We start from the raw sequence: 20,223 nt of genomic DNA, 5'->3' as shown, positions 1-20,223 counted from the left end.
AAACCGCCCGGCCGGGACCGGGACCCGCGATGATAAATCAATGCGCCGACCACTGCACGGTGGAGAGGTCGATGCCCTCCTTGTACATGTCCCACAGCGGGGACAGCTCGCGCAATTTGGCAATTTTCTCGTGGATCAACGCCACGGCACGGTCGATGTCCTGCTCGGTGGTGTAGCGGCCGATGGAGAAACGCAGCGAGCTGTGCGCCAGTTCGTCGGGGCGGCCGATGGCGCGCAGCACGTAGGACGGCTCCAGGCTGGCCGAAGTACAGGCCGAACCGGAGGACACCGCCAGGTCGCGCAGGGCCATCATCAGGGACTCACCCTCGACGTAGTTGAAGCTGATGTTGAGGTTGTGCGGCACGCGGCGCTCCATGTCGCCGTTGACGTACACCTCCTCGATGTCCTGTACCCCCTTGAGCAGGCGGTCACGCAACATGCGGATGCGTTCGTTCTCCTGCGCCATCTCCTCGCGGGCGATGCGGAAGGCCTCGCCCATGCCGACGATCTGGTGGGTGGCCAGGGTACCGGAACGCATGCCGCGCTCGTGGCCGCCGCCGTGCATCTGCGCTTCCAGACGCACACGCGGCTTGCGGCGCACGTACAGGGCGCCGATGCCCTTGGGGCCATAGACCTTGTGGGCGGAGAAGGACATCAGGTCGACTTTCAGCTTGGCCAGGTCGATGGGCACCTTGCCGGCGCTCTGCGCCGCATCGACATGGAACAGGATGCCGCGGGCACGGGTCATCTCACCGATGGCGGCGATGTCCTGAATCACACCGATTTCATTGTTCACGTGCATGATGGACACCAAAATGGTGTCGGGACGCATGACCGCCTCCAGCTTGGCCAAGTCGATGAGGCCATTGGCCTCGGGCTGCAAATAGGTGATTTCGTAACCGAAGCGTTCCAGGTGGCGGCAGGTGTCGAGCACCGCCTTGTGTTCGGTCTTGCTGGTGATGATGTGCTTGCCCTTCTTGGCGTAGAACTCGGCCACGCCCTTGATGGCCAGATTGTCCGACTCGGTGGCGCCGGAGGTCCACACGATCTCCTTGGGGTCGCAGTTGACCAGGGCGGCCACCTGCTTGCGCGCCTCCTCGATGGCCTGTTCCGCCTCCCAGCCGAAGACGTGGGAGCGGGAGGCGGCATTGCCGAAGCGGCCGCTGTCGAGGGTCAGGAAACTGCACATCTTCTCCGCCACCCGCGGGTCGACGGGGGTGGTGGCGGCGTAATCCAGATAGATCGGTTTGCTCATCACTCGCTCCATTCCAACTTGCCGGTATCACCAGGCCATGGCGGCCATGGTCTGCAACCGGGCCGCCTGCTGACGCAGCGCGGCGATCAGGGTGTCCACGTCTTGCTCCGTGTTGCCGGCGCCGAGGCTGACGCGCACGGCGCAACGCGCCAGGTCCGCCGCCACGCCCATCGCCCGCAACACATGACTCGGCTCGCTGTAACCGCTGCCGCAGGCCGCGCCGCTCGACAGCGCCAGCCCCAGGCGATCCAGCTCCAGCAACAGGGTCTCGCCGTCGATGCCGGGCAAGGCCAGAAATACCGTATTCGGCAGGCGCTCGGCCCGGGCGGCGAATACCACCGCCTGCGGCACCTGCTCCTGCAATCCCCGCTCCAGGCGCTGGCGCAGTTTCAGCAGACGCTCGCGGCGCGACGCCAATTCGGCGGCCGCCAGTTCGGCGGCACGGCCAAAGCCGACGATGCCGGCCAGATTCTCGGTGCCGCCGCGGCGACCCTTTTCCTGCCCGCCGCCATGCAACAGCGGCTCCATATCCACCGCCTTGTCCAGCAGCAGCGCACCGACTCCCTTGGGGCCGTTCAGCTTGTGCGCCGACACACTCATCAGGTGGGCACCGCTGGCGGCAAAATCAACCGGCCATTTGCCCAGCGCCTGTACCGCGTCGGTGTGCAGCACCGCCTCCGCCGCGCGCACCACCCCGGCGATGGCGCCGATATCGTTCACCACACCGGTTTCGTTGTTGGCCCACATCACCGAAACCAGGCGCGCACCTTCCCGCAGCGCGGCCTCGACTGCCTGCACCGTTACCTGTCCCTGGTCCGTCACCGGAATGCTTGCCACCGTCCAGCCTGCGCGGCCCAGGGCCGCCAGCGGCTGCTGTACCGAGGCATGCTCCACGGCACTGGCAGCGAGGCGTGCGGCCGGAAGACGTGCGGCCACACCCTTGAGAGCGGCATTGTTGGCCTCGGTCCCGCCGCTGGTGAAGATCACCTGCGACGGATGGGCACCGGCCAGCGCCGCCACCTGCTCCCGCGCCTGCTCCAGCGCCGCGCGCGCGGCGCGGCCCAGGGCATGGACGCTGGAAGGATTACCCCAGTTCCCCCGCAACCAGGGGAGCATCGCCTCCAACACCCGCTCGTCGAGCGGGGTGGTGGCGTTGTGATCCAGATAGATCACAGCCTGCGACTACAACGGTTGTCAGTTGACGACAGCCTTGCGGCCTGCCTCCAGCGGCACCGCCTTGTGCTCGTGCTTGTGGCCGCTCACCTCACGGTTGTGATGCTGTGCCACCAGCTTGGCCAGACTGATCCCCTGCAGGAAGGCATAGATCTGGTTGCTGAGGTCGCACCACAGCTCGTGGGTCAGGCACTCACCGTCTTCATGGCAGTTGCCCAGCCCGTTGCAGCGCATGGCGTCGACCTTTTCGTCCACCGCGGTGATCACGTCGGCGACGCAGATCTCGGCCGCATCGCGGCTCAGGCGATAACCGCCGCCGGGGCCGCGGGCAGAGTCGACCAGCCCGTTCTTGCGCAGTTTGGAAAACAGCTGCTCCAGGTAAGACAGGGAGATCCCCTGCCGCTGGGAGATATCGGCCAGCGTGATGGGGCCATCCTTATAGTGGAGAGCCAGGTCGAGCATTGCAGTGACCGCGTAGCGGCCTTTCGTAGTCAGCCTCATTGCCTTGTCCCTATTGACCCAGTAAAGTTGTGGATGTCGGTAGCGCGTAACTTAGCAATACCAAGCAAATCAGTCAACTTTATTTTTCCGTTCTTTCCGCAGGGCATCCGCTGCACTCCTCGGCGCTCTTGCAGCCCCCCGCCGGCTCGCTGCCGCTGCGAATCTCGCAGGAACCCAGCGGCGGCACCGGGATGTCCCCCAGCTCCGCCCCCAGCGCCTTCAGTCCCTTGCACATCTCCTCCATCTTGCTGTCCATGGCATGGATGTGGTCCAGCATGCAGTTGATGGCGTTGGCCACCGGGTCGGGCATGTCCTGGGTGGTGCCGTAGGCGTCGAAGCCGATCTTCTCGGCGATGGCGCGGCGCCGCTCGTGGTGCTCATCGGTCTTGCGGCTGACGATGCGGCCGGGGATGCCCACCACCGTGGCGCCGTCCGGCACGTCCTTCACCACCACCGCGTTGGAGCCGACGCGGGCACCGTTGCCGATGGTGATGGGACCGAGCACCTTGGCGCCGGCGCCGACCACCACGTTGTCGCCCAGGGTCGGGTGGCGCTTGCCCTTGTTCCAGCTGGTGCCGCCCAGGGTGACACCGTGATACAGGGTGCAGTCGTCACCGATCACCGCCGTCTCGCCGATCACCACGCCCATGCCATGGTCGATGAAGAAGCGGCGGCCGAGGGTGGCGCCGGGGTGGATCTCGATACCGGTGAGCCAGCGGGCGAAGTGGGACAGGACACGTGCCAGCCAGCGCCAGCCCCAGTGCCACAGGCGGTGACTCATGCGGTGCACCAGCACCGCATGCAGCCCCGGATAGGCCGTGAGGATTTCCAGGGTACTGCGCGCCGCCGGGTCGCGCTCGAAGATGCAGCGGATGTCCTCGCGTAGGGTATCGAACATGGAAGATTAGACCGTCAGGGATTTCCGATTAAACGAATCGGCTTCATTCTCGCATAGAAGTCATCCGCAAATGAACGCCAATAAACGCGAATGTTCGCATATCGCTTCACGCTGCTCCCCGAGAACAGGTGAACGCCGCGGCCGGGCATCAAACCAGGCTCTTTCGGGCTCCCGCTTCGGGATTATTTGCGTCCATTCGCGTTCATTTGCGGACTCACCGTCTTACCCGCTTCTGGGTTTCGGTGAGGATGCCGCGCAGGATGTTCAGCTCGACCCGTTCGGTGCGTGCACGGTTGTAGAGGCGGCGCAGGCGGCGCATCACCTGGCGCGGATTGGCCGGGTCGAGAAAGCCGATATCGACGAGGGTTTGCTCCAGATGGACATAAAACGACTCCAGCTCCTCGGCACTGGCATAGTCGCCCTCGTCCGGCGCCAGCGGCTCATCGCCGAGCAGGGCCATGCGCACCTCGTAGCTCACCACCTGCACCGCCGCGGCCAGATTGAGCGAACTGTAATCGGCGTTGGCGGGAATGTGCAGCAGATAGTGACAGCGCTGCAACTCCTCGTTGCTGAGGCCGGAGCACTCGCGGCCGAACACCAGGGCCACCTCCTGGCCGGCCAGTGCCGCCGTCGCGGCACGTCGCGCCGCGCTGCGCGCGTCGGACAGCGGCCAGGGCAGCGAGCGCAGGCGCGCACTCGCCCCCAGCACCATGGAACAACCGACCAGGGCCTCGTCCAGGCTGTCGCACACCACGGCACGGGTGAGCAGATCGTCGGCGCCGGAGGCGCGCGCGGTGGCCTCGGCGCTGGGAAACTGCTGCGGCCGCACCAGGTACAGGCGCGACAGGCCCATCACCTTCATGGCCCGGGCGGCGGCACCGATATTGCCCGGATGGCTGGTCTCGATGAGCACCACGCGCAGGCGCGGCAGAGCCGTCAAATTGTCTGCGGCAGGCTGCATTGTTCGCCTTTTTTCATTAGAATACGCGCCTTCCCTGTTCTTTATTCTTTGACAATCGGAGAGTGCCTCCATGCACCCCATGCTGAACATCGCGGTCCGCGCAGCGCGCCGGGCCGGCGACATTATCGCCCGTTCCGCCGAACATGTGGATGGCCTCACCGTCACCAGCAAGTCGCACAACGACTTCGTCAGCGAAGTCGATCGCCGCGCCGAACAGGAAATCATCGCCATCATCCAGAAGGCCTATCCGCACCACGCCATCCTGGCGGAGGAAAGCGGCGGTCAGCAGCCGGGCGCCGAAACCTACCAGTGGATCATCGACCCGTTGGACGGCACCACCAATTTCCTGCACGGTTTCCCGCAGTACGCCGTCTCCATCGCCCTGATGGTGAAGGGCCAGCTCGATCAGGCCGTGGTCTACGATCCGGTGAGCCAGGACCTGTACACCGCCAGCCGCGGCGGCGGCGCCCAGCTCAATAACCGCCGCATCCGCGTCTCGCGCCGCAACGAACTGGAAGGCACCCTCATCGGCACCGGCTTTCCCTTCCGCCAGCCGGACCTGCTCGATCCGTATCTGGACACCTTCCGCGCCATGGCGCCCAAGGTGGCCGACATCCGCCGCGCCGGTTCCGCGGCCCTGGACCTGGCCTATGTCGCCGCCGGCCGCCTCGACGGCTTCTGGGAATTCGGCCTGTCGCCGTGGGACATGGCGGCCGGCGCCCTGCTGATCCAGGAGGCTGGCGGCGTGGTGAGCGATTTCGCCGGTGGCCAGAACTTTCTCACCAGCGGCAACATCGTCGGCGGCAATGTGAAACTGCACGGCGCCATCCTCAAGACCATCCAACCGGCCCTGCCCGAGGCGCTGCGCCGCTAGGGAAGCTCTGAATAAGTTCAGAGCTTCCGCGGCACAGGGATGTGCCACCATTTTTCAACGACGATAAGTCGTTGAAAAATGAAGCCAAGCGAAAATCACACTTTTCGCTTGGCGTGGTCTGAGAAGTCCAGGATGGACTTATTCAGACCTTCCCTAGAGTCCCACCCTCAAGTTCCCGGGGCACCGACCGACAAACTGAAGGACTATTCACTTCAGCAACGGAACAGCAGCGTGCAGGCACTACGCATCAACACCATCACCCCGCTCGAACTCACCATGCGCGAGGTGCTCGCTGGCCTGGATGACTTCGCCAGCGGCTACGCCTGGCAAAGCAGTCCCGATGTGTTCGAGATCATCGCCATCGAGCCTCCCGAGGCGGCGCACGATGCGCACGCCGCCGCCTGAACCTCAGCGATTGAAATCCCCTGCCGCCTCCGGCTGATAGGTCACCGCCAGCACACGCAGCCGCAGTACCTGCCCGCCCGGACCCGGCCAGTCGATCTCCTGCCCCGTCGCCAGACCGAGCATCGCCGTGCCCACCGGCGCCAGCACCGAGACGCGCCCGGCGCTACCGTCCGCCTCGGTCGGATAGACCAGGGTCAGCTCGTATTCCCTACCCTCCCCCTCCTCCAGACAACGCGCCGTGGAGTGCATGGTGATCACCCCGGCCGGCATCTGCGCCGGCTCCACCACCTCGGCCCGCTCCATCTCCTGGCGCAGGGCCTCTGCCGCCGGCAGGTGGCGGTACTGCGGGCGGGCCAGCAGGGTATCTAGCCGATCGTAATCGCTGCTGGTGATCTTGATTGCGGGCATGGTCATTTCATTGTTCCTCACTCACTTCATTGCTCGCCAGCCACAAAAAGCACAGGGCCGGCACCTTGCGGCCCGGCCCTGTGTCTTCGTCACGGGCCGGCCGGCGTTTTGCCAGGCTGCCCGGATAGGTTCCGTGCAGCCTAAGGCAGGTTCTCCATCTCTTCCTCCCCCTCGCCTTCCTTCTTCACCGGCATCAGGTTTTCCTTGCTGATGCCCAGGGCCAGGGCGGCGGCGCTGGCGACATACACCGAGGAATAGGTGCCGACCAGGATGCCGATGAGGAAGGCGATGGCGAAGCCGCGGATCATCTCGCCGCCGAAGATCACCAGCGCCAGTACCACCAGCAAGGTCGTACCGGAGGTGAGCACAGTGCGCGACAGGGTCTGGTTGATGGAGGCGTTGACCACCTCCACCGGCGTCGCCTTGCGCAGCTTGCGGAAGTTCTCGCGGATGCGGTCGTAGACCACGATGGTGTCATTGAGGGAATAGCCGATCACCGCCAGGATCGCCGCCAGCACCGTCAGGTCGAAGTTCCACTGGAACAGAGCGAACAAGCCGAGGATCAACACCGGATCATGGATCAGGGCAATGATGGCGCCGACCCCCAAACGGTACTCGAAACGCAGGGCCACGTAGATCAGGATGCCGATGAGGGCATACAGGATCGCAAGTCCGCCGTTCTCCAGCAGTTCCTTGCCCACCTGCGGACCGACGAACTCGACACGGCGCAGATCCAGCTTCTCACCCGCCGCCTGTTCCAAGGCACGGTGTACCTCGTTGCTGAGGGTCGCCGAGGTCATGCCCTCGCGCGGCGGCACGCGCACCATCACCTCGCGCGTGCTGCCGATATGCTGTACCACAGAGTCGCCATAGCCGCTGGCGACCAACGTGTTACGCACCTCACTCAACTCTGCCGGCTTGGAGTAGGCCAACTCGATGAGTGTGCCACCGGTAAAGTCGATACCAAGATTGAGACCGCGGGTGACCAGCGCACCGATGGACACCACGAACAACAGAATGGACACCATCATAGCCAGCTTGCGCTGACCCAGGAAATCGATATTGGTATTCCAGAAGATTTGCATGATTCAATTCCTCAGGCCAGCGGCAGCTTGGCCAGACGACGCTGGCGACCGTAGGTCAGGTTCACCACCGCACGGGTCACCATCACGGCGGTGAACATGGAGGTGAGGATGCCGATGGACAGCGTCACGGCAAATCCCTTGACCGGGCCGGTGCCGAAGCCGAACAGCACTACCGCCGCAATCAGCGTGGTGATGTTGGCATCGGCAATGGTGGCAAAGGCGCGCTCGTAGCCGGCATTGATGCTGGCCTGCGGCGAATTGCCGTTGTGCAGTTCCTCACGGATGCGCTCATAGATCAGCACGTTGGCGTCCACCGCCATGCCCAGCGTCAGCACGATGCCGGCGATCCCGGGCAAGGTCAGCGTGGCCTGCAACAGCGACAGCACCGCCACGATCAGCACCAGGTTGAGCAGCAGCGCCAGGTCGGCGATGAGGCCGAAGGCGCGGTACCAGAACACCATGAAGACCACCACCAGAGCAAAGCCGATGACCACCGAGGCGACGCCCTGATCGATGTTGTCCTGACCGAGGCTGGGGCCGATGGTGCGCTCTTCCACGATCTCCATCGGCGCCGCCAGGGCGCCGGCGCGCAGCAGCAGGGCCAGGTTGCGCGCCTCCTCGGTACTGTCCAGCCCGGTGGTCTGGAAGCGCTTGCTGAAACGATCACGTATCACCGCCACGCTGATCACCTCTTCGGTGCGCGACGTCACACGCTGCGGCTGACCGTTCACCGTCTTGGTTTCGGTCTTGGTCTCGATGAACACCACCGCCATGCGCTTGCCGACGTTGTCGCGGGTGGTGTTGTCCATGCGCCGCGCGCCCTGGCCGTCCAGGGTGACGCTGACCATCGGGCCGCCGCTCTGTGAATCGATGCCGGAGGCGGCATCGATGATCTGGTCGCCGGTGATGATCACCTGGCGCTGCAACAGGATCGGCTGGCCGTTGCGCTCGTAATACAGGCGGCTGCCGGGCGGCACGCGGCCGGCCACGGCATCGGCCACATTGTGTTCTTCGTCTACCAGGCGGTACTCCAGGGTGGCGGTGGCGCCGAGGATGTCCTTGGCACGTGCGGTGTCCTGCACACCGGGCAGTTGCACCACGATGCGCTCGTCGCCCTGCTGCTGGATCACCGGCTCGGCCACACCCAGCTCGTTGACGCGGTTGCGCAGGGTGGTGATGTTCTGCTGCAGGGCGAATTTCTTGATGTCGCGCAGCTCTTTTTCGCTCAGACGGGCCTGCAGCAGAAACACGCCGTCCCGCTCGGCGCTCTCCAGCAGCAGATCACGGTATTCCGCGTGCAGCAGCTCCTGGGCGTGGTCGCGCTCGGCGGCATCGCGAAAACGCGCCTCGACACGGCCGGCATTGCTGGCCACCGTCAGATAGCGCACCTTCTTGTCGCGCAGCAGGGTGCGCCAGTCGCTGACATAGCGCTCCAGCGCCTGCGCCACGGCGGCGTCCATGTCCACCTGCATCAGGAAATGCACGCCGCCGCGCAGGTCCAGGCCCAGGTACATGGGCATGGCTCCGAGCGAACGCAGCCAGGACGGCGTCGCCGGCGCCAGATTGAGGGCCACCGAGTAATTGCTGCCCAGGGTCTCGCGCACCAGCTCGTAGGCCTTGAGCTGCGGCTCGGTGCCGGTAAAGCGCAACAGCAAGGTATCGCCGAGCAGTTCGGCACGCTTCAGTTCGATTCCCTGCGACTTCAGCACCTGCTCCAGGCGTTCGAGCGTGCCCGTGTCGACCTTGCCGGCACGGCTCGCCAACACCTGCACCGACGGGTCGTCGCCGTACAGGTTGGGCAGCGCAAAGACTCCCCCCACCAGCAGCACGAGGGCGATGAGCAGATTCTTCCACAGGGGATATTTGTTCATGGATGCAACTCCAAGGGCCCGCCGCATGGCGGCGGGCCGGGATACTTTTTTTCTTGTATGGGATTACAGACCGCTCTTGATGGTTCCCTTGGGCAGGACGGAGGCCAGCATCTGGCGCTGCACCTTGACGCGCACATTGTCGGCCACCTCGACCTCGATGAAGTTGTCGCCCAGGTCGGTGACTTTGCCCACCAGGCCGCCGCCGGTCACCACCTCGTCGCCCTTGGCCAGGTTTTCGACCATGGTGCGGTGCTCCTTGGCGCGCTTCTGCTGCGGACGGATGAGCAGGAAGTAAAACACGACGAACATAATGGCGAACATCGGTAAAACATCCCACGGACTCCCCTGCTGAGCAGCGGCGGGTACGGCTTCGGCCCAAGCGTCGGAAATAAAAAAGCTCATAACAACTCCTTAATCACCATTTAGATTCTATAAAATCAACGGGTTACTTTGCTGCGATACAACTCTGAACCACATTGCCGGCAGATATGAACATTAGTTCGAGAACGTGGGCTAGTTTCTGCAACTTGGATATGAATATCCCGCGCACCGCAGTTATAACACCCAACCTTCCCTTCACTCACATGCTTCGGATACTTACGCTTGTAATCGTCAAAAGATATTGGTGCTTTTCCACGTCGCCGCACAAACAAGAACCAAAATACAGCGAAAAGAACAATTAGGGGCAACAATCCTTCAAAGAGAGAGGGCTGCTGCGTGGTGTGGACTGTTTCTGCCCAAGCATCAGCAAATAAAAAACCCATGGCATTTCCCCACGTTTATATGCTGGCTGTGTCTAACCTAAGACAGTAAAAAACGGCCGGCATTATGGCATAGGCGGCACGGCTTGTCCCCGCCGGCCATAGAACTCCGCCACCGCCTGCGCCAGGCTGCCGGCCTGGATGGCGGCGCGCAGGTCGCGCATCAGGCGCTGGTAGTAGTGCAGGTTGTGGATGGTGTTGAGGCGGGCCCCCAGGATCTCGCCGCACTTGTCCAGGTGGCGCAGGTAGCTGCGGCTGTAATGGCGGCAGGTGTAGCAGTCGCAGTCCGGGTCCAGCGGGCGGGTATCGTGCTGGTACTGGCTGTTGCGGATGCGCACCGCCCCCTCGCTGGTGAACAGGTGGCCGTTGCGGGCATTGCGGGTGGGCAGCACGCAGTCGAACATATCGACGCCGCGGCGCACCGCCTCGACGATGTCCTCCGGGGTGCCGACACCCATCAGGTAACGCGGCCGGTCGGTGGGCATGTGCGGGGTGATCGCCGCCAGCGTATGCAGCATCTCCTCCTTGGGCTCGCCCACCGACAGCCCGCCGATGGCGTAGCCGTCGAAGCCGATCTCCACCAGCCCGGCCAGGGACTCGCGGCGCAGGTGCGGATACATACCGCCCTGCACGATGCCGAACAGGGCATTGGGGTTGTCGCCGTGGGCCGCCTTGCTGCGCGCCGCCCAGCGCAGCGACAGCTCCATGGACGTGCGCGCCTGTTGCTCCGTCGCCGGATAGGGGGTGCACTCGTCGAAGATCATCACGATGTCGGAGCCCAGCGCGCGCTGCACCGCCATGGACTCCTCCGGCCCCATGAACACCTTGCTGCCGTCCACCGGCGAGGCGAAGGTCACGCCCTGCTCGCTGATCTTGCGCATCTCGCCCAGGCTGAACACCTGGAAGCCGCCCGAGTCGGTGAGGATCGGCCCTTCCCAGTGCATGAAACCGTGCAGGTCGCCGTGCAGGCTGATGATGTCGGTACCGGGGCGCAGCATCAGATGAAAGGTGTTGCCGAGGATAATCTCCGCGCCCAGCGTGCGCAGCTCTTCCGGTGTCATCGCCTTCACCGTGCCGTAGGTACCCACCGGCATGAAGGCCGGCGTCTCCACCGTGCCGCGGGCAAAGTGCAGCCGGCCGCGGCGGGCCTGGTGGTCGGTGGTGAGGAGTTCGAAGTTCATGGGGAAAGTCTCAAGTTCCAAGTCCCAGGTTACATCTGCTCTTTTCTTGCCACTTGCAACTTGTCACTTGCCACTTTGGGCAAAACAAACATGGCGTCGCCATAGCTGAAGAAACGATAGCGCTGGGCCACCGCATGGCGGTAAGCCGCCATCACATGGTCGTAGCCGGCAAAGGCCGACACCAGCATCAGCAGGGTGGACTCGGGCAGGTGGAAGTTGGTGAGCAGCGCATCCACCACGCGGAATTCATAACCCGGATAGATGAAGATGTCGGTCTCGCCGGCGAAGGGCTCCAGCACACCGCCGCGCGCCGCCGTCTCCAGGCTGCGCACCACGGTGGTCCCCACCGCCACCACGCGGCCGCCGCGGGCACGGGCAGCGTGTATGGCGGCACAGGTCTCGGCTGGGACCTCCAGGTATTCGTGATGCATCACATGCTCACGGATGTCATCCACCCGCACCGGTTGGAAGGTGCCGGCACCGACGTGCAGGGTGACGAAGGCGCGCTCGATGCCCTGTCCGGCGAGGCGGGCCAGCATCGCGTCATCGAAATGCAGGCCGGCGGTGGGGGCCGCCACCGCCCCTTCGCGGCGGGCATAGACGGTCTGGTAGCGCTCGCCGTCCTGCGCGGCGGCAGCACGCTCGATATAGGGCGGCAGCGGCATGTGACCGTACTGCTTGAGCAGGGGCAGCACCGGACCGGGGAAGCGCAGCTCGAACAGGTCACCGGCACGCCCCAGCGTTTCCACCTCCACCGCGCCTTCCAGCACCAGCCAGGTGCCCGGCCTGGGCGACTTGCTGGCACGCACATGGGCCAGCACCCGCTCCTCGCCGACGATGCGCTCCACCAGCACCTCGACCTGGCCGCCGCTCTCCTTGCGGCCGAACAGGCGCGCCGGAATCACCCGTGTATCGTTGAAGACCAGCAGGTCGCCACGGCGCAGCAGGCCGGGCAGGTCGCGGAACAAAAGGTCACGGCGCGTGCCGTCGGCACCGTCGAGCAGCAGCAGCCGGCTGCCGCCGCGCTCGGCGGCGGGATGCTGGGCGATCAGCTCCGGGGGGAGGTCGAAATGGAAGTCCTGGCGGCGCATGGGCCGCGCATCGTAGCAAAAAAGGGGCTTTGCCGCCGCCTACACCTTTCCCTATAATGCCCCCTCCCCAGCCGGGGTGGCGAAACTGGTAGACGCAGCAGACTCAAAATCTGCCGGGGGCAACCCCGTGTCGGTTCGATTCCGACCCTCGGCACCACCTTCCAACACCGTGCCCGCCCCCTCCTCCGCGGCGGACATTCCCGGCCGAAGCGGGTAAAGTAGACGCCTGATCCGACACCGTTTCTCCCGCGGGGCCACACAACCCAATGACGTCCGCGCTACGCCTCCTGCTGCCCCTGCTGCTCTGCCTGGGCGCGCCGCTGCATGCCGAGCCTGCAGCCCTGCAACCGGTTTCCCTGCAACTGAAGTGGTATCACCAGTTCCAGTTCGCCGGTTACTACGCCGCGCTGGAGCAGGGCTATTACCACGAGGCCGGGCTCGACGTCACCATCCGCGAAGGCCATCCGGAACGTGACCCGGTGGCAGACGTGGCCGCGGGCAAGGCGGACTTCGGCATCGGCGCCTCGGAACTGCTCCTGGCCCGCGCCCAGGGCGCGCCGGTGGTGGCGGTGGCGGTGATCTTCCAGCATTCCCCCCTGATCCTGCTGGCCAAGCGCGGTCCCGACGTGGACTCGGTGCACGACCTCATCGGCAAGCCCCTCCAGATCGTTCCCCACGAGCACGAGCTGTTCGCCTTCATCCAGGCCCTCGGCCTGTCGCCCGAAGACTTCGTGCTGGAACCGCGCCGCGACAACCTGGACGACTTGCTGGCCGGGCGCGTCGCCGCTGTGGCCGCCTACTCCACCGACGAACCCTGGGAACTGCGGCGGCGGAAGATCGACTATCTCGAGATCACCCCGCGCTCGGCCGGCATCGACTTCTACGGTGACAGCCTGTTCACCAGCGAGCGCCTGGCCCGGCTGTCGCCGGAAACGGTGCGCGCGTTCCGCGATGCCAGCCTGCGCGGCTGGGCCTATGCCCTGTCCCACCCGGAGGAAACGGCGGCCCTGATCCAGCGCCGCTACAACCGCGGCAAAGACATCGAGCACCTGCTGTACGAGGCGCACGCCATGCAACGCCTGATCCTGCCCGAGCTGGTGGAGCTGGGTTACATGAACCCCCTGCGCTGGAAGCACATCGCCGACAGCTACGCGGGCCTCGGCATGCTGCCCGCCGACTATGACTACAGCGGCTTCCTGTTCGAGCCCACGCAGCAAGCCGACCTCCGACTATTCTACTGGAGCATCGGCCTCGGCGCCCTGGTCACGCTGTTCGGCGGCGCCGTCATCTTCTACATCATGGGCCTCAATCACCGCTTGCGCGCCAGCGAGCAGCGCTACCGCGTGGTGTATCAGAACGCGCCCATGGCGATCATCGTTTCCGACGCGCAGCAACGGGTGACGGCCTGGAATCGCCAGGCTGAACAAATCTTCGGCTGGCGCGCCGACGAGGTGATGGGGCGCCGCTTCCTCGACTTCATGGTGCCCGCCGAGGAACAGGAGCAGGTGCTCGGTGCCGTGCAGCGCGCCGTCAGGGCATTGCCGGACAGCCGCTCCCTCAACTGGAATCTCACCAAATCCGGCGCACGCATCCTGTGCGAGTGGATGAACGCCGCCTTGCACGACGCCCACGGGCAACTCAGCGGCGTGGTCGCGCTGGCCGTCGACGTCACCGAACGCAACCGCCTGCAGGAACAACTGCGCAGTTCGGAGGAAAACTACCGCACGCTCACCGAAACCGCCCCCTTCCCGGTGGTGGTCACCAGTCTGATCGACGACAGCGTGCTCTACCTCAACGAGCGCGCCGAACAGCACTTCCACCTCAACAAGGCCGAGGCCATCGGCCGTCACGCGCCCGACTACTGGGCCGACCCGGCGCGACGCACGGTGATGGTGGAGCAGCTGCGCCGCGACGGCCATGTCGCCGATTTCGAGGCCCAGCTCAGGACGGACCGTGGCCAGACGTTCTGGGTCTACCTCTCCGCCGCCCTCACCACCTACGACGGCAAGCCGGCGGCCTTCGTCTCTTTCAACGACATCAGCGAGCGCAAGCGCATCGAACAGGCCCTGCGCGACAGCGAACGCCACTACCGCCTGTTGGCGGAGAACGCCTTCGACGTCATCTGGACCATGGACCTGAACGGCAATTTCACCTACGTCAGCCCGTCGGTGCAGCGCCTGCGCGGCTACACCGCGGAGGAAGTGATGCGGGCGCCGGTGGAGCAGGCGCTGACGCCGGAATCGGCGCAGCGTGCCGCCGTCGGCATCCGCCACGTGCTGGAGACCGGCGAGGTGCTGCAGCACCGCTGGGAGCTGGAACAGCCTTGCAAGGACGGCTCCACCGTCTGGACCGACGTGATGGTCAACCTGATGCACGACGCCGACGGCACGCCCAACGGCATCATCGGCATCACCCGCGACATCACCGAGCAGCGCCGCATCCGCGAGGAACTGAACACCCGCAGCGTGGCCATCGAGGCGGCAGCCGAGGCGGTGGTGATCGCCGATCCCGCCGGCACCGTCGAGTACGTCAATCCGGCCTTCACCCAGATGACCGGATACACGGCACAGGAAGTCATCGGCCGGAAACCCAGCATCCTCAAGAGCGGCCATCAGGACGGCGATTTCTACCGCCAGCTGTGGGCCACCATCACCGCCGGCAAGGTATGGCGCGGCGAAATCATCAACCGCCGCAAGGACGGTTCCCTGTACACCGAGATCATGGCCATCGCACCGGTACGCGACAGCCAGGACCGCATCGCCCATTACGTGGCCATCAAACACGACATCAGCGCGCGCAAGGAGCTGGAGGCGCGCCTGGAGCACCTCGCCCACTTCGACGTGCTCACCAACCTGCCCAACCGCCCGCTGTTCTTCGACCGCCTGGAGCGCGCCATCGCCGCGGCGCGGCGCAGCGGCGGCGCGGTCGGCCTGCTGTTCCTCGATCTGGACGGCTTCAAGGAAATCAATGACACCTGCGGCCACGACATGGGCGATCGCCTGTTGCAGGAGGTGGCGCAGCGCCTGCAAGGCTGCGTGCGCGACTCCGACACCGTGGCGCGCATGGGCGGCGACGAGTTCACCGTCATCCTGCGCAACATCCGCGCCCCCATCAATGCCGAGGCCGTGGCCGGCAAGATCATCGCCAGCCTGAGCAGCCCGTTCCACATCGACGGCCATCAGCTGCACATCGGCACCAGCATCGGCATCAGCCTCTACCCGCTGCACGCCGACAGCCTGGAGAGTCTGGTGACTTACGCCGACCAGGCCATGTATACCGTCAAGCACCGTGGCAAGAACAACTACGCCGTCTACGTGCCGCTCACTGCCGACACCCCCTCCTGAACGTCGCCCCCATTGTCTGGCGATTTTCCCACCCCGGCATTCCACCGCTCTTTAAGCGTGAATTAAGCCAGCGGTGGAATAGTAGCCTCACGCCCGTAGTACCGGGCCCTGCGAGGAGAATTGAATGGACGCCTCCCACCCCGTGAGCGCTGAACACGAGTTATCCGGCGCGCTGGCCGTCTTCGGTATGGAGGGACCTGCGGCGCCCGGCGCCGTGGATAGCTTTGCGGTGTGGGTGGGATGAAGGTGGACCCTCACGGGCCGACGGCATCGAAGTGCCCAAGGTGGAAGATACTGAAGGTCTTCACAGGCAAACCGGAGGGTCCGAAATGAATGGTAGCAAAACGGTCGTTGGCGTGGATATCGCCAAGCGGGTATTTCAGTTGCACTGGATCGACATGGAGACCGGAGAGATCGTGAGCCTGCAGCTCAAGCGCGAGAAGTTCCTCGAACACTTCGCTAACCGGCAACCATGCCTCATTGGGATGGAAGCCTGCGGCGGTGCGCAGCACTGGGCGAGGAAACTCACGGCGCTGGGCCACCAGGTCAAGCTCCTGCCAGGCAAGGCGGTGAAGCCGTTCGTCACCGGCAACAAGAACGACCGGCAGGACGCGCGGGCGATCTGGACAGCGGTGCAGCAGCCGCACGTCAAGGCGGTGGCGATCAAGACGGAAGAACAGCAGGCCATCCTGGCGCTGCACCGCATGAGGAGCCAGTTGGTCAAGTTCCGCACCGCGCAGATTAACGGCCTGCGGGGGTTGCTCGCCGAATACGGTGAAGTGATGCCGCAGGGCAAAGCGGGGGTCAGGAAGGGAATTGCTGCGGCTTTGGCCAGACTGGAAGACCGGCTGCCGGCAATGGTGATCGATACGTTGCGCGAGCAATGGGCGCGCATCGAGAAGCTGGATGGGGAAATCGCCGCCATCGAGCAGCGCATCCAGCTGTGGCTCAAGCAAGACGAAGCTTGCAAGCGAATCGCTGAAATTCCTGGTGTCGGGCCGCTGACCGCCACGGCGGCGGTCGCCATCATGGGCGACGCCAAAGCCTTCAAGTCGGGGCGAGAGTTCGCCGCCTTCGCCGGCCTGGTGCCGCGACAGGTGGGCACTGGTGGGCGCATCAAACTGCTCGGCATCAGCAAGCGCGGTGACACCTACCTGCGCACCTTGCTGATTCACGGTGCGCGATCCGTGCTGACCCACGCCAAAGACCCCGGCCCGTGGGTCACGAAATTACGCCAGCGCCGGCCGCTGAATGTCGCGGTCGTGGCCCTGGCCAACAAGATGGCGCGAACGATCTGGGCGATGCTCGCCCATGAACGGACGTACCAAAAGGGATTCGTCAGTCAGCCGGCATAGGTGCCTGACGAGTGTATCAACCACTTTGAAGAAAGGAGTGGCCGCCGTAAAGGTTGCGCAAGGTCGATAAAGTGTGATGGCAAACAGGTCAGACCGTGACCCGCCAAACCTGTATGGCGGTAAGGACTTCGAGTCCTTCAGGAGAATGAGGCGCGGGTCAGCGGATTCCATCAGGGCCAGCAGGTCTATTCCTGCACAACAGGCCGGATATAGAACTGCAGCCTATCTGTCCCAACACACCAAAATCGCCCTTGGCAAACGGGAGGCGTCCATATAGAACCGACATGTCCGAACACCGCATCCTGCTCGCCCGCCCGCATCCCTTCATCGCCACCAGCATGAAGAGCCTGCTGGGCAAACTGGGTTACGCGGCCATGCCACTGGCCTCGCTCGACGAACTCGACAACATCAACGCAACCGAGGTGCGCGGCGCCGTCATCTCCACCAGCATCACCGCCGCCGAGCCGGAGGAAAATGTACTGCGCGCCGTACACAAGCTGTCGCGCCAGCTGCCGGTTGTGATCGCCACCCTGCTGGATTTCGAACTGACGCGCAAGAAACTGGAACCGGCGTTCTCCCCGCTGGTGCCGTCGCCACTGTTCGTTCCAATCGCACCGGACACCCGCCGCCACGCGGACCTTGGCAAGGGTCACCTGTTTGTAGTGGTGCACAAGAACGACCTGGAGGATCCGTCGCGCGCGCATCTCACCGGCGAGATCCTCACCGCTCACTTCCGCTGAGGGAGGCATCCATGCCAGATATTGTTCCCATCCTCCGTGCCGCCTGCGCGCCGACCATCGTGCGCGGCGCGGTGCGCATCGCCCTGGTGGTCGGTCTCGCCCTCAACCTGATCAACCAGGGCGAGGCCCTGCTGCACGGCGCCGACATCCGCTGGGCGCACGCGCTGCTCAATTTCCTGGTGCCCTACGGCGTCGCCAGCTACAGCGCCGCCCGCCACCAGCTGTCACAGGAGGCCCCATGAACCTGAGCATCGCCCTGACCGCCGGCCTGGTATTTGCGTTGCTGCTGTTGCGCCAGTATGCACTGGTCTGTCGCGCCCGTCGCAGCACCGGCAGCGTACTCCCCGCCACCGCCCCGGTACGCAACGGTATCTATTTCTTCCACGCGCGCCATTGCGGACCCTGCCAGGCCATCAAGCCGCTGGTGGAACGGCTGCGCGTTGCTCACCCCAACCTCGTCGCGGTGGAAGTGAGCGACGACCCGACGCTGGCGCGGGCCGTCGGCATCGCCGCCACACCGAGCTTCATTGCGGTGCGCGACGGCCGGGTGAAAGAGGTGCGCCTGGGCGCTGTGAGCGAAGCCTGGCTGCGGCAACATCTGACCGGCCACTGAGCCACTGTAAGGTTCGGCCCGCCGTGACGACCAAGACATAACCGGACAACAACACACCAAGGAGAGTACCGCCATGAAACGCAACACGACACCACATCACAATATCCTGACCCTCGCCGCCAGCAGCGTGCTGACGCTGGCGCTCGGCGGCAGCCCAGCCCTCGCCGCCCCCTGCGCTCCACGCAACCCCTGTGCGCCCCGTGCCGCCACCAATCCCTGTGCAGCGAAGAATCCCTGTGCGGCGAAGAATCCCTGTGCGGCGAAGAATCCCTGCGCGGCGAAGAATCCCTGCGCGGCGAAGAATCCCTGCGCGGCGAAGAATCCCTGTGCCGCCGGTGCGGTAAAAGATGCCGCCGCGGTCACCCGGCCCAAAAACTATCGTCCCTACAGAGGAGATATGAAAGAACTCGTCGCCGCCGGCAGGAATCTGTTCCACGACACCACGCTCTCCAGCAACGGCATGTCCTGCGCCACCTGCCACAGCAATCACGGCGCCTTCCAGGCCACCTTCGCCCAGCCCTATCCGCACTTCGTGCAGATGGCCCAGGATCGCTACGGCCTGAAACAGGTGCATCTGGACGAGATGGTGCAACTGTGCCTAGCCGAGCCCATGGCTGCCAAACCGCTGCCCTGGGATTCGAAGGAGCTGGCCGCGCTCGTTGCCTACGTCGGCACGTTGCAGAAAGACTTCAGGCCGGCGGCAGCGGCCAACCCCTGCGCGGCGAAGAACCCCTGCGCAGCGAAGAACCCCTGCGCGGCACGGTAGCCACACGCCTAGCTGGCGGCGGGAAACCGTCGCCGGCGTTCCATTGAATCAGGGAGAAAGCGGTCATGCCTGCCAATACACCCGCCCCGCTGGCACTGCTGTTCCTGCTGTGCGTCATGCCCGCCGTCAGTGTTGCTGAAGACACGCCCTATCCGGGCACCGTCGTAATCACCACGCCGCACAGCTATCCGGTGTTGATCGACCGCCTGGAGCGGGCCATCGCCGCCAACGGCATGGGCCTGGTGGCCCGCGCCAGTGCCAGTGGCGGCGCCGCCAAGCGCGGCGTTACCATCCCCGGCAACGAGGTACTGATGGTGTTCCGCAACGACTATGCCGTGCGCATGCTGGCCGCCAGCGTCCCCGCCGGCATCGAGGCGCCGCTGCGCCTGTACGTCACGGAAAATGCCGACGGCACGGCGAGCATCACCTATCGTCGCCCCAGCGCCGTGTTCGCGCCCTACGGCAGCATGGAACTGGATGCCATGGCGGCGGAACTGGACCCGATTTTCGCCCGTATCGTTGCCACCGCCGGCAACAACTGACACCACACCAGGGAGTACACCATGATCCGTTCACTGATAATCTCGCTGGCCCTGCTGTTCACCACCGCAGCCGGCGCCGCCGAACGCCCCTTCAGCGTTGAGGCCTTTGCCGCGCTGCAACAGCAGGGCGGTCCTGTGCTGGTATTCATCCACGCCGACTGGTGCCCCACCTGCAAGAAGCAGGACATCATCCTGGGCGAACTGCTCAAAGAAAGTGATTTCGCAAACTACTCCGTGCTGCGCGTGGATTTCGACAGCCAGCGGGATGTGGTGCAGTCGTTCGGCGTCAAATATCAAAGCACACTGATCGTGTTCCGCGGCAAGAGCGAGGTAGGCCGCTCCACCGCAGATACCAATCGCGGCTCCATCGCCACGCTGCTGCGCCGGGCCCTGTGAACC

General features: G+C 64.7%; 22 protein-coding genes and 1 tRNA gene. 11 read left to right on the top strand and 12 right to left on the bottom strand.

What is annotated here, in order from left to right:
* Nucleotides 1-37: 37 nt before the first annotated feature.
* From EP379_RS04215 to trmJ, 5 genes are all read right to left on the bottom strand, one after another.
* Nucleotides 38-1,255 carry an IscS subfamily cysteine desulfurase gene (locus EP379_RS04215; RefSeq protein ID WP_127476164.1) on the bottom strand — a complete coding sequence of 406 codons (1,218 nt, stop codon included), beginning with the start codon at nt 1,253-1,255 and terminating at the stop codon, nt 38-40.
* Nucleotides 1,256-1,282: 27 nt separating this feature from the next.
* Complete coding sequence (locus EP379_RS04210; RefSeq protein WP_127476162.1) at nt 1,283-2,428, bottom strand: cysteine desulfurase family protein; 1,146 nt, start codon at nt 2,426-2,428, stop codon at nt 1,283-1,285.
* Nucleotides 2,429-2,449: 21 nt separating this feature from the next.
* Complete coding sequence (gene iscR / locus EP379_RS04205; RefSeq protein WP_127476159.1) at nt 2,450-2,929, bottom strand: Fe-S cluster assembly transcriptional regulator IscR; 480 nt, start codon at nt 2,927-2,929, stop codon at nt 2,450-2,452.
* 79 nt (nt 2,930-3,008) lie between these two features.
* Nucleotides 3,009-3,827 carry a serine O-acetyltransferase gene (gene cysE / locus EP379_RS04200; protein ID WP_127476157.1) on the bottom strand — a complete coding sequence of 273 codons (819 nt, stop codon included), beginning with the start codon at nt 3,825-3,827 and terminating at the stop codon, nt 3,009-3,011.
* Nucleotides 3,828-4,041: 214 nt separating this feature from the next.
* Nucleotides 4,042-4,788: a tRNA (cytosine(32)/uridine(32)-2'-O)-methyltransferase TrmJ gene (gene trmJ, locus EP379_RS04195; RefSeq protein ID WP_127476155.1), complete on the bottom strand. Its 747-nt coding sequence runs from the start codon at nt 4,786-4,788 to the stop codon at nt 4,042-4,044.
* Between the two features lie 70 nt (nt 4,789-4,858).
* Between trmJ and suhB the strand changes: the two genes are divergently transcribed.
* On the top strand, nt 4,859-5,662 hold the full coding sequence (suhB, locus tag EP379_RS04190; protein ID WP_127476152.1) for an inositol-1-monophosphatase: 804 nt from the start codon (nt 4,859-4,861) through the stop codon (nt 5,660-5,662).
* A 231-nt stretch (nt 5,663-5,893) separates the two neighbouring features.
* A complete protein-coding gene (locus EP379_RS16325) occupies nt 5,894-6,067 on the top strand; it encodes a hypothetical protein (protein ID WP_172600370.1) in 174 nt (57 codons plus the stop codon).
* A 3-nt stretch (nt 6,068-6,070) separates the two neighbouring features.
* On the opposite strand, the gene rnk is transcribed toward EP379_RS16325, so the two are convergent.
* The 7 genes from rnk to queA form a co-directional block, all read right to left on the bottom strand.
* Nucleotides 6,071-6,481 (bottom strand): nucleoside diphosphate kinase regulator, encoded by a 411-nt coding sequence (gene rnk / locus EP379_RS04185; protein WP_127476150.1) that lies wholly within the window; start codon nt 6,479-6,481, stop codon nt 6,071-6,073.
* 134 nt (nt 6,482-6,615) lie between these two features.
* Entirely contained in the window at nt 6,616-7,560 is a 945-nt protein-coding gene (gene secF, locus EP379_RS04180; RefSeq protein WP_127476148.1) for a protein translocase subunit SecF, read from the bottom strand.
* A gap of 11 nt (nt 7,561-7,571) precedes the next feature.
* Nucleotides 7,572-9,431, bottom strand: a complete 1,860-nt coding sequence (gene secD / locus EP379_RS04175; RefSeq protein ID WP_127476146.1) for a protein translocase subunit SecD — start codon at nt 9,429-9,431, stop codon at nt 7,572-7,574.
* A 63-nt stretch (nt 9,432-9,494) separates the two neighbouring features.
* Nucleotides 9,495-9,752: a preprotein translocase subunit YajC gene (yajC, locus tag EP379_RS04170; RefSeq protein WP_420824450.1), complete on the bottom strand. Its 258-nt coding sequence runs from the start codon at nt 9,750-9,752 to the stop codon at nt 9,495-9,497.
* A gap of 116 nt (nt 9,753-9,868) precedes the next feature.
* A complete protein-coding gene (locus tag EP379_RS04165) occupies nt 9,869-10,195 on the bottom strand; it encodes a preprotein translocase subunit YajC (protein ID WP_127476141.1) in 327 nt (108 codons plus the stop codon).
* A 62-nt stretch (nt 10,196-10,257) separates the two neighbouring features.
* Nucleotides 10,258-11,373 carry a tRNA guanosine(34) transglycosylase Tgt gene (tgt, locus tag EP379_RS04160; protein WP_127476139.1) on the bottom strand — a complete coding sequence of 372 codons (1,116 nt, stop codon included), beginning with the start codon at nt 11,371-11,373 and terminating at the stop codon, nt 10,258-10,260.
* A gap of 29 nt (nt 11,374-11,402) precedes the next feature.
* Complete coding sequence (gene queA / locus EP379_RS04155) at nt 11,403-12,464, bottom strand: tRNA preQ1(34) S-adenosylmethionine ribosyltransferase-isomerase QueA (protein WP_127476137.1); 1,062 nt, start codon at nt 12,462-12,464, stop codon at nt 11,403-11,405.
* 70 nt (nt 12,465-12,534) lie between these two features.
* Between queA and EP379_RS04150 the strand changes: the two genes are divergently transcribed.
* The 9 genes from EP379_RS04150 to EP379_RS04110 all read left to right on the top strand — a co-directional run bounded on the left by EP379_RS04150 (nt 12,535) and on the right by EP379_RS04110 (nt 20,220).
* Nucleotides 12,535-12,621 (top strand) — tRNA-Leu (locus EP379_RS04150).
* A gap of 109 nt (nt 12,622-12,730) precedes the next feature.
* A complete protein-coding gene (locus tag EP379_RS04145; RefSeq protein ID WP_127476135.1) occupies nt 12,731-15,808 on the top strand; it encodes a PAS domain S-box protein in 3,078 nt (1,025 codons plus the stop codon).
* A 329-nt stretch (nt 15,809-16,137) separates the two neighbouring features.
* A complete protein-coding gene (locus EP379_RS04140) occupies nt 16,138-17,163 on the top strand; it encodes an IS110 family RNA-guided transposase (protein ID WP_127476133.1) in 1,026 nt (341 codons plus the stop codon).
* A 284-nt stretch (nt 17,164-17,447) separates the two neighbouring features.
* On the top strand, nt 17,448-17,903 hold the full coding sequence (locus EP379_RS04135) for a hypothetical protein (RefSeq protein WP_127476131.1): 456 nt from the start codon (nt 17,448-17,450) through the stop codon (nt 17,901-17,903).
* A gap of 11 nt (nt 17,904-17,914) precedes the next feature.
* Entirely contained in the window at nt 17,915-18,145 is a 231-nt protein-coding gene (nrtS, locus tag EP379_RS04130; protein ID WP_127476129.1) for a nitrate/nitrite transporter NrtS, read from the top strand.
* Nucleotides 18,142-18,516, top strand: coding sequence for a thioredoxin family protein (locus EP379_RS04125; protein ID WP_127476127.1), 375 nt, complete (start codon nt 18,142-18,144; stop codon nt 18,514-18,516). Before nrtS ends, EP379_RS04125 begins: the two co-directional genes overlap by 4 nt.
* A 73-nt stretch (nt 18,517-18,589) precedes the next feature.
* Nucleotides 18,590-19,282: a c-type cytochrome gene (locus EP379_RS04120; RefSeq protein ID WP_127476125.1), complete on the top strand. Its 693-nt coding sequence runs from the start codon at nt 18,590-18,592 to the stop codon at nt 19,280-19,282.
* A gap of 65 nt (nt 19,283-19,347) precedes the next feature.
* Complete coding sequence (locus tag EP379_RS04115) at nt 19,348-19,824, top strand: DUF302 domain-containing protein (RefSeq protein ID WP_197722855.1); 477 nt, start codon at nt 19,348-19,350, stop codon at nt 19,822-19,824.
* Between the two features lie 21 nt (nt 19,825-19,845).
* Nucleotides 19,846-20,220 (top strand): thioredoxin family protein, encoded by a 375-nt coding sequence (locus EP379_RS04110; protein WP_127476123.1) that lies wholly within the window; start codon nt 19,846-19,848, stop codon nt 20,218-20,220.
* Nucleotides 20,221-20,223: the final 3 nt, after the last annotated feature.

The sequence above is a fragment of the Sulfurivermis fontis genome, assembly GCF_004001245.1.
Lineage (GTDB): Bacteria > Pseudomonadota > Gammaproteobacteria > Thiohalomonadales > Thiohalomonadaceae > Sulfurivermis > Sulfurivermis fontis.
This window is presented reverse-complemented; position numbering and strand designations above follow the sequence as displayed.